We start from the raw sequence: 11,756 nt of genomic DNA, 5'->3' as shown, positions 1-11,756 counted from the left end.
CGCCCCGGGAACGGCGGCCGGCGTGGCGACCGGCGCCGCGGAGACCTTCGCCGCGACCGCCCGTTCGACGTCCGCCCGCATGATCAGCCCGTCCGGCCCGCTGCCGGTGACCGCCGTCAGGTCGACCCCCTGCTCCCGGGCCAGCCGCCGCACCAGCGGCGAGATCACCGGCAGCACGGCCACCGGAGCGGCCTGGGCGACCGGGGCCGGAACCGGCGCCCGAGCCGGATCGGGAGCCGGATCGGGGGCAGCGGCCGCGGCCCCGGCGCCGACCCGGCGCCGCCGCCCGCTCCGCCCCGGTTCGGCGACCCCGTACCCGACCAGCGGCCGCTCCACCTCCGCCGCCCACTCGGCCGGCGCCGCGACCGCCGCCGCGAGCGGCTTCTCCCCCTCGCCCGGCGACACCGCGACCGTCACCAGCGGCGCGCCGACCGCGACCTCCTCGCCCACCTCGCCGAACAGCGCGGTCACCACCCCGCCGTACGGACAGGGCACCTCGACCACCGCCTTGGCGGTCTCCACCTCCACCACCGGCTGGTCGACCGCGATCACCTCTCCGACCTCGACCAGCCAGCGCACCACCTCCGCCCCGGTGAGCCCCTCACCGAGGTCGGGCAGGGTGAACTCGCGCACGACGGGCATCATCCTCAGTCCTCCCACTGCAGCCGGGCGACCGCGTCCAGGATCCGGTCCACCCCGGGCAGGTGGTGGTGCTCCAGCATCGGCGGCGGGTACGGGATGTCGAAGCCGGTGACCCGCAGCACGGGCGCGGCCAGGTGGTGGAAGCAGCGCTCGGTGACCCGGGCGGCGATCTCCGCGCCGGTGCCGCCGAAACCGCCGGCCTCGTGCACCACCACGGCCCGGCCCAGCGAGCGCACCACCCGGCAGACCGTCTCGTCGTCGAACGGCACCAGGGTGCGCAGGTCCAGCACCGCGAGGTCCCACCCCTCGGCCTTCGCCACCTCGGCCGCCTCCAGGCAGACCGGCAGCGAGGGGCCGTAGGTGATCAGCACCGCGGAGGTGCCGGTGCGCCGCAGCACCGCCCGCCCGATCGGCTCGACCGGGGCGGCCGGGTCGAACTCCGCCTTGCCCCAGTACATCCGCTTGGGCTCCAGGAAGACCACCGGGTCGTCCGAGGCGATCGAGGCCCGCAGCAGCCCGTACGCGTCGGCCACCGTCGCGGGGGTGATCACGTGCAGGCCCGGGGTGGAGGTGTAGTACGCCTCGGAGGCGTCGCTGTGGTGCTCGACACCGCCGATGCCGCCGCCGTACGGGATGCGGACGGTGATCGGCAGCGCCAGCCGGCCGGCCGTGCGGTTGCGCATCTTGGCGACGTGCGAGAACAGCTGCTCCAGCGCCGGGTAGGCGAAGGCGTCGAACTGCATCTCGACCACCGGGCGCAGCCCGTACATGGCCATGCCGACGGCGGTGCCGAGGATGCCCGCCTCGGCCAGCGGCGTGTCCAGGCAGCGGTCCGGGCCGAACTCGGCGGTCAGCCCGTCGGTGATCCGGAAGACGCCGCCGAGCGCGCCGACGTCCTCGCCGAGCACGTGCACCTTCGGGTCCTCGCGCATGGCGTCGCGCAGCGCCGCGTTGAGCGCCTGCGCCATGCTGGAGGTGCGGGTGCCGGTCGTGGGGGATACCGCCGTGTTCATGAGTGCCGCACCTCGGCCTCGGCGGCCAGCTCCTCGGCCAACCGCGCCGCCTGCTCGCGCAGTTGCGGGGTCGGCTCGGCGTACACGTGGGCGAACAGGGACATCGGGTCGAGCTCCGGGTCGGCGTGGAACTCGGCCCGCATCCGGGCCGCCAGCGTCTCGGCCTCGTCGGCCGCCTCCCGCACCAGGGCGTCGTCCAGCAGCCCGAGCCCGCGCAGCGCGCGCTCCATCAGCAGGATCGGGTCGTGCTCGCGCCAGGCCGCCACCTCGGCCTCGGTCCGGTAGCGGGTGGCGTCGTCGGCGTTGGTGTGCGCCTCGGCCCGGTAGGTCAGCGCCTCGACCAGGGTCGGACCGCCGCCGGTCCGGGCCCGCTCGACGGCCTCGGTCAGGACGGCGTGCACGGCGGGCGCGTCGTTGCCGTCCACCAGCCGGCCGGGCATCCCGTAGCCGACGGCCTTGTGGGCCAGCGTCGGGGCGGCGGACTGCGCGCTGAGCGGGACGGAGATGGCGTACCCGTTGTTCTGGACCAGGAAGACCACCGGGGCCCGCAGCACGGCGGCGAAGTTCAGCGCCTCGTGGAAGTCGCCCTCGCTGGTGCCGCCGTCGCCGAGCAGCGCCAGCGCGACCACGGGGTCGCCGCTCAGCCGGGCGGCGTGCGCCAGCCCGACGGCGTGCGGGGCCTGGGTGGCCAGCGGGGTGCAGAGCGGGGCGGTCCGGCCGGCGCGGGGGTCGTAGCCGGTGTGGGCGTTGCCGCGCAGCAGGGTGAGCGCCTCCAGCGGGTCCACGCCCCGGGAGACCACGGCCAGGGTGTCGCGGTAGCTGGGGAACAGCCAGTCGCGCTCGCCGAGCACCAGCGCGGCGGCGACCTGGCAGGCCTCCTGCCCGGTGGAGGCCGGGTAGACGGCGAGCCGGCCCTGCTTGGTGAGGGTGGTGGCCTGCTGGTTGTACCGGCGGCCGACGACCAGGCGGCGGTACAGCTCGCGGAGCAGCGCGGGGTCGTGCTTCTCCAGCGCGGGGGTACCGAGGACCCGGACGGGAGCGGAGTCCGGGAGCAGCGGTGACGGGTCGGTGCGGGGGGCGGTCGCCCCGGGCAGCCAACCGGGTACCGCCGTGTGGTGTCTGTGGTCGAGAACGGTCATCTCGGGGCACCTCCAGGGGTGGCGGGGGCTCCCTACCGATTGTTCGGTCGTCTGTTCATCTTGACCAGAAGCGTGCGAAGGTGGTGGACAATCGGCCCGGGGGGCGGTCGACTGGTGGCAGTGCGTCCAATCACTGGGGGTGGGGGGTCATGTCGGCTGAACAGACGTCCAGACTCGACCGGGTCGACCGGGCGATCCTGCGGCTGCTGCAGCAGGACGGCCGGGCCTCGATCCGCTCGGTGGCCGAGCGGGTGCACGTGTCCCGGGCGAACGCGTACGCCCGGATATCCAGGATGGTCGAGGACGGCGTCATTCGCGGCTTCACCGCCAGGGTGGACCACGAACGGGCAGGTCAGGGGGCGTCCGCCTACGTCACCCTGAAGATCGTGCAGAACTCCTGGCGCACCGTGCGCGAGCGGCTGCTGGCCCTGCCCGGCGTCGCGCACATCGCCCTGGTCGGCGGGGACTTCGACGTGCTGCTCCTGGTGCACACCGCCGACAACCACGCTCTGCGGGAGCTGGTGCTGGGCAGCATCCAGTCCATCCCCCAGGTGCTGGGAACCCGCACCATGCTGGTCTTCGAGGAAACGGACCAGGTGCCGCCCGATTAACGCGGGGTGCCGGGAGGACTACCGGGCCCGCAGGCCGTCGAAGGCCAGGTGGACCACCGCGTCCGCGACCCCGTCGGCGGACTTCAGACCGGGCCGGTACCACTCCACGATCGAGTTGATCATGCCGAAGAGCAGCCGGGTGGCCAGCCGCGGTTCGACGTCCGACCGCAGCGCGCCGTCCGCCACGGCCGCCCGCAGCAGCTCGGCCACCTCGTGGTCGAACTCCCGGCGGCGCTCCAGCGCCCACTGCTCGGTGGCGGTGTTGCCGCGCACCCGCAGCAGCAGGGTGACGTAGGGCAGCTCCGTCAGCAGCACCTCCGCGGTCCGCCGCACGACGTGCTCCAGCCGCTCCACCGCGGGACCGTCCACCGCGCCCGGCTCGGCCAGGATCGCGAACAGCCCGTCCAGCGCCCGTCCCACCGCGAGCCGGAGCAGCTCCTCCTTGCCCCGCACGTGGTGGTAGATCGACGACTTGGAGATGCCGGCCGCCCGCGACAGGTCCTCCATCGAGGTGCCGTCGTAGCCGCGCTCGTTGAAGACGTCGACGGTCACCGCGAGCAGGGACTCCACGGTGTAGGCGGTGCGCGTGGTGTGATCGGCCATCCTCCGAGTATCCCCGCCCGCCCCGGGACGGCGGCGCCCGGGTGCCCTGGTCCACACCAAATCCCGGCGGCAGACCCTAGACTCGGCGGACGATCCGTCCAAGACCGAGCAGGTGGGGTTAGCCGATGTCCGCAATACCGGCAGTCGAATCCGATCTGCCCGAACAGCGCAGCGGCGGATCGACGGCCGCCCCCGCCACGGACTGGCGCGAACGCGCCCGCGAACTGGTGCTGCGCTTCGGCCCGGCCGTCTGGTGCTACGCCGTGCTGAAGCTGGTCGGCTTCACCGTCTTCATGAAACTGCTCTCCTTCTCCGGGGACTACCTCAAGAAGCACCCCCGGTTCGGCGGCGGCGCCAACCCCTGGGACGTGCTGGCCAGCTGGGACGGCTGGTGGTACCAGCAGGTCGCCCAGTTCGGCTACCACCCGGCGCTGGTTCCGGTGCCGGGCGGCAGCCCCGGCTTCACCATCGAGCAGAACTCGGCCGCCTTCTTCCCGCTCTACCCGGGTCTGATGCGGCTGGTCTCGGAGATCAGCCCGTTCGGCCTCTACGGCGCCGGAATGCTGGTGTCGGTGGTCGCCTCGCTGTTCGCCGCGGCCGGCATCTACGCCGTGGTGGACAAGATGGCCGGTCCGCGCGCGGGTGTGATCGCGGCCGGCCTGTGGGCGATCGCCCCCGGCTCGGGCGCCGAGTGGGCGATCTACTCGGACTCGCTGTTCGTCGCGCTGGCCTCCTGGGCCTGCTACTTCGTGATGACCAAGCAGTGGGTGGCCGCCGGGGTGATCACCCTGATCGCCGGCCTCAACCGGCCCACCTCGGCGGCGCTGATCGGCGCGGTCGGCCTGGCCGCGCTGGTGGAGCTGTACCGCCGGGACAGCGGGGTGGCGCGTCCGCTGACCGCGATGCTGCTGGCTCCGCTCGGGCTGCTCGGCTACGTCGGCTGGGTGGGCTGGCGGATGGGCGACTGGGGCGGCTACTTCACGCTCCAGCGGGACGCCTGGCTGCACTACTTCGACTGGGGCAAGGGCACCTGGTACGCGGTCCGCAGCGTGCTGCTGGGCCGCAACGACTACCCCTTCGCGTACCACACCTCGGACATGCTGGCGACGCTGCTGGTGCTGAGCCTGCCGGTGCTGATCGTGCTGCTGATCCGGCTCCGCCCGCCGCTGGTGCTGACCGCGTACACCCTGGCGACCATCGTCTCGGTGCTCGGCAGCCTGGGCATCTTCGGCAACACCTCGCGCTACCTGCTGCCGGCCTTCCCGCTGCTGATCGCGCTCGCGGTGGCGATGCGCAGGCTGAGCTGGCCGGTGCTGGCCGGTGTGCTCGGCACCGGCGCGGTCGCCTCCGGCTGGTACGCCGGCTATGTGATCTTCGAGCTGGGCATCCCGTAGACCACGCCCCCACGACCCGGCCAGAGGGGCGCGTCCGAATCAGGACGCGCCTCCCTTTTGCCCTCTTGAGCCGACCGATCGTTCGGTTACTCTGTGACGTGTCCCGTCCTCCCCTCTGAGGAGCGCACACCATGTCCGCAGCGGTCACCCACCCCCACGTCGCCGAGCTCGTCGAACGCCACCGGGCCACCCTGGAGGCCGCCGTCGACGCCGCCGCCAAGCGCGACTACTGGTCGCCCTACCCCGAGTTCCCCAAGGCCTACGGCGAGAGCGCCGCCGCGGACGGCAAGGCCGCCTTCGAGTCGCTGCTGAACCTGCCGTTCGAGCTGCCCGGCCACCCCTCCGACGGCGACCTGGTCGGCGGCGAGGCCTCCCCGTACGGCCTGGAGCTGGGCGTCGGCTACCCGCACGCCGGCCCGGACGCGCTGATCGCCGCGCTGACCGCCGCCCGCCCGGCCTGGGCCGCCGCCGGGCCGCTCGCCCGCGCCGCCGTCTGCCTGGAGGTCCTGGCCCGGATCAACGCCCGCTCGCACGAGTTCGCCAACGCCGTCATGCACACCACCGGCCAGGCCTACCCGATGGCCTTCCAGGCCGGCGGACCGCACGCCCAGGACCGCGGCCTGGAGGCCGTCGCCTACGCGTACACCGAGCAGACCCGGCTGCCGGAGAGCGCCGGCTGGACCAAGCCGCAGGGCAAGCGCGACCCGCTGGTGATGACCAAGGAGTTCACCGTGGTGCCGCGCGGCCTGGCGCTGCTGATCGGCTGCAACACCTTCCCCACCTGGAACGGCTTCCCCGGCCTGTTCGCCTCGCTGGCCACCGGCAACCCGGTGCTGGTCAAGCCGCACCCGCGCGCCGCCCTCCCGCTGGCGCTCACCGTGCGGATCGCCCGCGAGACGCTCGCCGAGGCCGGCTTCGACCCCAACCTGGTCTGCCTGGCCGCCGAGCACGAGGGCGGCACGGTCGCCGCCACCCTGGCCGTGCGCCCGGAGATCAGGCTGATCGACTACACCGGCTCCACCTCCTTCGGCGACTGGCTGGAGGAGCACGCCAAGCAGGCCGAGGTGTACACCGAGAAGGCCGGCGTCAACACCGTGGTCGTCGACTCCACCGGCGACTACCGGGGGATGCTGAACAACCTGGCGTTCTCGCTCTCGCTGTACAGCGGCCAGATGTGCACCACCCCGCAGAACCTGCTGATCCCGCGCGGCGGCATCGACACCGACCAGGGCGCCAAGTCCTACGACGAGGTGGTCCGCGACCTCGCCGCCGCCGTCGAGGGCCTGCTCTCCGACGACGCCCGCGCCACCGCCGTCCTCGGCGCCGTGGTCAACCCGGGCGTGCTGCGGCGCTCGGCCGCCGCGGCCGGCGGCGAGTACGGCGAACTCGCGCTCGCGCCGCGGGCGGTGGAGCACCCGGAGTTCCCCGGCGCGACCGTCCGCACCCCCGCGCTGGTCAAGCTGGACGCCGACAAGCCGGACGACCGCGCGGTCTTCCGCGGCGAGTGCTTCGGCCCGGTCTCGTTCCTCGTCGCGGTCGAGAACACCGCCGCCGCCGTCGAGTTGCTGCGCGACACCGTCCGCACCCAGGGCGCGATGACCGCCTCCGGCTACACCACCTCCCCCGAGGTCGAGGCCGCCCTGGTCGAGGCCGCCCTGGACGCCGGCGTCTCGCTCTCGCTCAACCTCACCGGCGGGGTGTACGCCAACCAGACCGCCGCCTTCTCCGACCTGCACGGCACCGGCGCCAACCCGGCCGCCAACTCCGCGTACTGCGACGGCGCGTTCGTCGCCAACCGCTTCCGCACCGTCGAGGTCCGCCGCCACAGCTGACCGCCCGCCCGCCTCCGGACACTCCGACGCGGCTCTCCGCCTCGGCCCTCCGAGCCGGGGCGGGGTCCCGAAGACCGGCGCTCTCCTCCGGTCCCCGGCCACTCGCCGGGGCCCGGAGATTCACAAGGTCGCTCCCGGGCGGCGATGATGGAGGCGGGGAAACGCCACACACGGCGTCCAGCCGCTGTTCGAGCACCGGGAGCTGACACATGAGCGAGAAGCAGACCGTCACCGACGTCATCGTGGTCGGCGCCGGACCGACCGGACTGCTGCTGGCCGGCGACCTCGCGGCCGCCGGGCTGGGCGTCACCGTGCTGGAGAAGCGCGCGGCCGAGTCCAACCTCACCCGGGCCTTCGCCGTGCACGCCCGCAGCCTGGAGCTGCTGGACGCCCGGGGCCTCGCCGACGAGCTCATCACCACCGGCCGGCCGCTCGGCCACCTGCGGCTCTTCAACAAGCTCCGGGTCGACCTCACCGACCTCCCCAGCCGCTTCCCCTTCGTCCTGATCGCCCCGCAGTACCGCACCGAGCGGCTGCTGCACGACCGGGCGGTGAAGGCCGGCGCGACGATCCTGCGCGGCGCCGAGGTGACCGGCCTGCGCCAGGACGCCGACGGCGTCACCGTCGAGACCGTCGAGGACGGCGCCGCCGCCACCCACCGGGCCCGCTACGCGGTCGGCGCGGACGGCGTCCACTCCACCGTCCGCGACCTGCTCGGCCTTCCCTTCCCCGGCGAGTCGGTGGTCGAGTCGGTGCTGCTGGCGGACGTCCAGCTGGAGCGCGAGCCGGCCGAGGCGGTCACCGTCGGAGCCAACGAGCACGGCTTCTCGTTCCTGGTCCCGTTCGGCGACGGCTGGTACCGGATCATCGCCTGGGACCGCGCCGAGCGGTTCACCGACGGCACCCCGCCCCCGCTGGACGTGATCGCCGACATCGCCCGCGAAACCCTCGGCGAGGACTACGGCCTGCACGACGTCCGCTGGAGCTCCACCTTCCACAGCGACGAGCGGCAGGTCCCCGACTACCGCTCCGGGCGGGTCTTCCTGGCCGGCGACGCGGCCCACTGCCACTCCCCGGCCGGCGGTCTGGGCATGAACACCGGCCTGCAGGACGCCGCCAACCTCTCCTGGAAGCTCGCCGCCGCCGTCCGCGGCCGGGCCACCGACGCGCTGCTCGACACCTACCAGACCGAGCGGCACCCGGTCGGCCGGATGGTGCTGCGCACCTCCGGCGCGCTGATCCGGCTCGCCCTCGCCCAGTCGGCGGCCACCCGGGCGCTGCGCGGCGCGCTCGCCTCGATCGCCGAGCACGTCGACCTGGTCGTGGAGCGCGGCGCCCGCACCATCTCCGGCATCGGCATCGCCTACCCGGCGCCCAAGGACGCCCACCCGCTGGTCGGCAAGCGCGTCCCGGACCTGCGGCTGACCGCCCTGGAACAGCCCCGCGAGGGCGCCCCGGCCGCCCCCGAGCGACTCTACGAGGCCCTGCGGGCCGGGGAGTTCGTGCTGGTCAGCAATGACGAGGTGGCGGCCGCCGACCCGTGGGCCGACCGCCTGGTCACCGCCGCCCCGGCCGACCCGCACGGCAAGCTGCGCGACACCGTGCTGCTGATCCGCCCGGACGGCTACGCCGCCTGGGCCGCCGTCGACCCGGGCGCCGGCGAACTGCGCGCCGCGCTCACCGAGTGGCTCGGCGAGGCCTGACCCACCGGGCCGCCCCGGGACGGACGGACCGTCCCGGGGTCAGCCCTTCGCCTTCTCGTAGTGCCGGGCCGCCTTCGCCCGGTTGCCGCACACCGCCATCCGGCACCAGCGGCGGCGGCCGTTCTGCGAGGTGTCGAAGAAGTGCAGGATGCAGGCCTCGTGCGCGCACTTCTTGATCCGCCGCGGCCCCTGGGCCAGCAGCCCCAGGAAGTCGTCCACCGCCAGCCAGGCGGCCAGCCGGTGCGGCTCGTCCATCTCGACCCGGTCCACCGGCCCGGCCGCCGAGGCCTCCCGCCGCACCCGCCCGTGCCGCAGCACCGCGTCCAGTCCGGCCAGCTCGCCGGGCCCGGGCAGCCGCCCCGCGTCCAGCTCGCGGACCGCCGCCGCCAGCGCCTCCCGGGCCTCGCGCAGGGCGTCCAGCCCGGCCTCGTCCGCCGCGCAGCGCCCGGCCAGCCCGGCCGAGGAGAGCCAGATCGCGTGGCCGTCGGGCGCCGTGAACAGGTCGTTGACCGGCACCCCGGCCCACCGCGTGTTCAGCAGGTCCAGCGCCAACGGCTCCCCGAGCAGCGGGCGCGGGTCCCGCGGGTCTGCTGTCCGCTCCGTCATCGGCCCTCCCAGGCTCTCGAACGGTCCCCGAGTCTACGTCCGGCCCGACCCGGGCGGTTCCTGGCCGGAACAGGACAGTGGACCGGCCGGATCCCGTCGCCCGCGCGGGAAAAGGGCGGTGTGTTTCCGTACTGTTTCAAGATCGCTCACCTGCGGGTCCACCCCCTGTGACCACTGTCATCCGCACGACTGATGACGTAGCCTCTCGACCGTGCATAGGGTTCCCCACAGCTCGGCGAGGCCGTTGACGGCGCGTTCCGGCGCCGCTCCGGGTCTGCCGGACCCGCTCGGTGGGGAAGGTAACCACATGGCCTCACAGCACCCCCAGGACGCACGACTCAGACTGGTCGGGACGCGCCAGGACACACCCGCGCCCGCTCCCCGGCCACCCGCTCCGCCGCTGTCGCCCGCCCCGACGCCCGGACGCCCCAGCCCCACCGGCGGCTTCGCCGACACCCTGCACGTGGCGATCGAGGCCAGCGGCCTCAGCCTGGACCGGATCCGCGCGGCGCTCGCCCAACGGGGCGTCAGGGTCAGTGTCACGACGCTGAGTTACTGGCGGCGCGGACGCAGCCAGCCCGAGCGCGCCAGCTCGCTGCGCGCCGTTCACCTGCTTGAGGAACTGCTCGGCCTGCCGCACTCCACGCTGTCCGCGCTGCTCGGCCCGCCCCGCCCGCGCGGCCGCTGGGCGGCCAACGCCAGCACCAGCCATCTGCGGCTCGAGGACGTCTGGCCGGGCGAGCAGGACATCTCCGAGGTGTTCGCCGAGCTGGACGCGCCGCCGGCCGGCGAGCTGGAGCGGCTCTCGGTCCACGACTCGTACTACGTGGACGCCGACCGCCGGGGCAACCTGCTGCGGATGCGCCAGGTGGTCCGCGCCACGGTGTCCGGGGTGACCCGCTGTCTGGTGGTGCACAAGGCCGACGAGGAGGCGACCGGCTGTCCGGAGATCACCGGGGTGCGGCACGGCCGGCTCGGCCGGGTGCGCCGCCGCCCGGAGGCGGGGCTGATCGTCGGCGAGGTGATGCTGGACCGCCCGCTCGGCCTCGGTGACAGCACCGTCTTCGAGTACGAGGTGGAGATCCCGTCCGGCGGCGCCCGGACGACCGAGTACAGCCGCCGCTTCGCCACGCCGGTGCGCGAGTACGTGCTCCAGGTGCACTTCGACCCGGCGACCGTGCCGGCGCACTGCGAGCGGTACGACCGCGATCCGGGGGCGGACGTCGACCGCCGCCGCGAACAGCTCTGGATCGGCGCCTCGGCCAGTGCCCACGTCCTCGCCCCCGACCAGCAGCCGGGCCACATCGGCGTCCGCTGGGAGTGGGAGTAGCCGCACCGCGGCCCGGCGCCCGCGCGCCCGCTCCTCCGTCCGCCCCCTCCGTGCCATTGTCATGGCAAAGCCATACCCGGAAAACCTAACCACTGAAACCGAGAGTACTGGTTGACGCTCCCTCAGACTAACCACTACTGTCTTCCACAACGGTTAAGTGCGGCGCCCGCAGGCGCCCTGACCACGGGAGTGATCAGGCATGTCCGGCACCATCAGCAGCACCCTGCAGACCGGCCACGTGGGACTGAACGTCACCGACCTGGACCGCTCGACCGCGTTCTACCGGACCGTCCTCGGCCTGGAACTGGTCAAGGAGGGCACCGACCCGGAGCACCGCTTCGCCTTCCTGGGACGCGACGGCCGCCTGGTGCTGACGCTCTGGCAGCAGAGCGAGGGCTCCTTCCCCACCGGCGCGCCCGGCCTGCACCACCTCTCCTTCCAGGTCGACTCGCTCGACGAGGTCCGCGCCGCCGAGACGCTGCTGCGGGAACTCGGCGCCTCCTTCGCCTACGACGGCGTCGTCCCGCACGGTGAGGGCGCCGCCTCCGGCGGGATCTTCTTCACCGACCCGGACGGCGTCCGGCTGGAGATATACACGCCGGCGGGCGTCGACGCGACCGGCGCCGAGGCACCCACCCCCTCGGCCCCGACCTGCGGCTTCTTCTAGGCCCCGCTTCCGACCCGAGCCAAGGCAACCGCGAGGGAGGCACCCGCGATGAACACCGCCGGCACGCCCTACCACCCCGGCGAACGGGCCGTGCAGGACCGGGCCGGCCGGACGGAGCGCGCCGACCACTCCGGCCGCGCCATCGGCGGCACCGTCCCGCCGGTGGCCGCCCGCTTCCTCACCGAGCGGCGGGTCCTGGTGGCCGGCGCGGCCGAC

General features: G+C 73.9%; 11 protein-coding genes. 6 read left to right on the top strand and 5 right to left on the bottom strand.

Annotated features, from left to right (window positions below):
- From ABD308_RS12285 to pdhA, 3 genes are all read right to left on the bottom strand, one after another.
- The coding region (locus ABD308_RS12285) for a biotin/lipoyl-containing protein (RefSeq protein WP_344332555.1) at window positions 1–642 on the bottom strand (642 nt) is incomplete at its 3' end.
- 5 nt (window positions 643–647) lie between these two features.
- The gene (locus ABD308_RS12280) at window positions 648–1,655 is read right to left on the bottom strand and encodes an alpha-ketoacid dehydrogenase subunit beta (RefSeq protein ID WP_344332552.1); all 1,008 of its coding nucleotides are present in this window, start codon (window positions 1,653–1,655) and stop codon (window positions 648–650) included.
- Window positions 1,652–2,794, bottom strand: coding sequence for a pyruvate dehydrogenase (acetyl-transferring) E1 component subunit alpha (gene pdhA / locus ABD308_RS12275; protein WP_344332549.1), 1,143 nt, complete (start codon window positions 2,792–2,794; stop codon window positions 1,652–1,654). Before pdhA ends, ABD308_RS12280 begins: the two co-directional genes overlap by 4 nt.
- A gap of 149 nt (window positions 2,795–2,943) precedes the next feature.
- On the opposite strand from pdhA, the gene ABD308_RS12270 reads away from it, so the two are divergent.
- Complete coding sequence (locus ABD308_RS12270) at window positions 2,944–3,405, top strand: Lrp/AsnC family transcriptional regulator (protein WP_344332546.1); 462 nt, start codon at window positions 2,944–2,946, stop codon at window positions 3,403–3,405.
- Window positions 3,406–3,423: 18 nt separating this feature from the next.
- Here the strand turns inward: ABD308_RS12270 and ABD308_RS12265 are convergent, their stop codons facing one another.
- Window positions 3,424–4,008 carry a TetR/AcrR family transcriptional regulator gene (locus ABD308_RS12265; RefSeq protein WP_344332543.1) on the bottom strand — a complete coding sequence of 195 codons (585 nt, stop codon included), beginning with the start codon at window positions 4,006–4,008 and terminating at the stop codon, window positions 3,424–3,426.
- 125 nt (window positions 4,009–4,133) lie between these two features.
- Between ABD308_RS12265 and ABD308_RS12260 the strand changes: the two genes are divergently transcribed.
- The 3 genes from ABD308_RS12260 to ABD308_RS12250 all read left to right on the top strand — a co-directional run bounded on the left by ABD308_RS12260 (window position 4,134) and on the right by ABD308_RS12250 (window position 8,937).
- Window positions 4,134–5,402, top strand: coding sequence for a hypothetical protein (locus ABD308_RS12260; RefSeq protein ID WP_344332540.1), 1,269 nt, complete (start codon window positions 4,134–4,136; stop codon window positions 5,400–5,402).
- A gap of 131 nt (window positions 5,403–5,533) precedes the next feature.
- Window positions 5,534–7,234, top strand: coding sequence for a phenylacetic acid degradation protein PaaN (gene paaN, locus ABD308_RS12255; RefSeq protein ID WP_344332537.1), 1,701 nt, complete (start codon window positions 5,534–5,536; stop codon window positions 7,232–7,234).
- 209 nt (window positions 7,235–7,443) lie between these two features.
- Complete coding sequence (locus tag ABD308_RS12250) at window positions 7,444–8,937, top strand: FAD-dependent monooxygenase (protein ID WP_344332533.1); 1,494 nt, start codon at window positions 7,444–7,446, stop codon at window positions 8,935–8,937.
- Between the two features lie 39 nt (window positions 8,938–8,976).
- On the opposite strand, the gene ABD308_RS12245 is transcribed toward ABD308_RS12250, so the two are convergent.
- Window positions 8,977–9,543 (bottom strand): CGNR zinc finger domain-containing protein, encoded by a 567-nt coding sequence (locus tag ABD308_RS12245; RefSeq protein ID WP_344332532.1) that lies wholly within the window; start codon window positions 9,541–9,543, stop codon window positions 8,977–8,979.
- A 307-nt stretch (window positions 9,544–9,850) separates the two neighbouring features.
- Between ABD308_RS12245 and ABD308_RS12240 the strand changes: the two genes are divergently transcribed.
- Complete coding sequence (locus tag ABD308_RS12240; RefSeq protein WP_344332529.1) at window positions 9,851–10,873, top strand: hypothetical protein; 1,023 nt, start codon at window positions 9,851–9,853, stop codon at window positions 10,871–10,873.
- 199 nt (window positions 10,874–11,072) lie between these two features.
- On the top strand, window positions 11,073–11,540 hold the full coding sequence (locus ABD308_RS12235; RefSeq protein ID WP_344332526.1) for a VOC family protein: 468 nt from the start codon (window positions 11,073–11,075) through the stop codon (window positions 11,538–11,540).
- The last annotated feature ends 216 nt before the right edge of the window (window positions 11,541–11,756 follow it).

Origin of the sequence: Kitasatospora putterlickiae (assembly GCF_039527695.1) — a bacterium.
Classification (GTDB): domain Bacteria; phylum Actinomycetota; class Actinomycetes; order Streptomycetales; family Streptomycetaceae; genus Kitasatospora; species Kitasatospora putterlickiae.
The sequence above is the reverse complement of the archived record's forward strand: the minus strand, read 5'-3'. Positions and strand labels throughout refer to the sequence as shown.

Coding starts and splice junctions, on each gene's coding strand:
- ABD308_RS12280 (WP_344332552.1), bottom strand. CDS start 1,655: ATGAACACGGCGGTATCCCCCACGACCGGCACCCGCACCTCCAGCATG.
- pdhA (WP_344332549.1), bottom strand. CDS start 2,794: ATGACCGTTCTCGACCACAGACACCACACGGCGGTACCCGGTTGGCTG.
- ABD308_RS12270 (WP_344332546.1), top strand. CDS start 2,944: ATGTCGGCTGAACAGACGTCCAGACTCGACCGGGTCGACCGGGCGATC.
- ABD308_RS12265 (WP_344332543.1), bottom strand. CDS start 4,008: ATGGCCGATCACACCACGCGCACCGCCTACACCGTGGAGTCCCTGCTC.
- ABD308_RS12260 (WP_344332540.1), top strand. CDS start 4,134: ATGTCCGCAATACCGGCAGTCGAATCCGATCTGCCCGAACAGCGCAGC.
- paaN (WP_344332537.1), top strand. CDS start 5,534: ATGTCCGCAGCGGTCACCCACCCCCACGTCGCCGAGCTCGTCGAACGC.
- ABD308_RS12250 (WP_344332533.1), top strand. CDS start 7,444: ATGAGCGAGAAGCAGACCGTCACCGACGTCATCGTGGTCGGCGCCGGA.
- ABD308_RS12245 (WP_344332532.1), bottom strand. CDS start 9,543: ATGACGGAGCGGACAGCAGACCCGCGGGACCCGCGCCCGCTGCTCGGG.
- ABD308_RS12240 (WP_344332529.1), top strand. CDS start 9,851: ATGGCCTCACAGCACCCCCAGGACGCACGACTCAGACTGGTCGGGACG.
- ABD308_RS12235 (WP_344332526.1), top strand. CDS start 11,073: ATGTCCGGCACCATCAGCAGCACCCTGCAGACCGGCCACGTGGGACTG.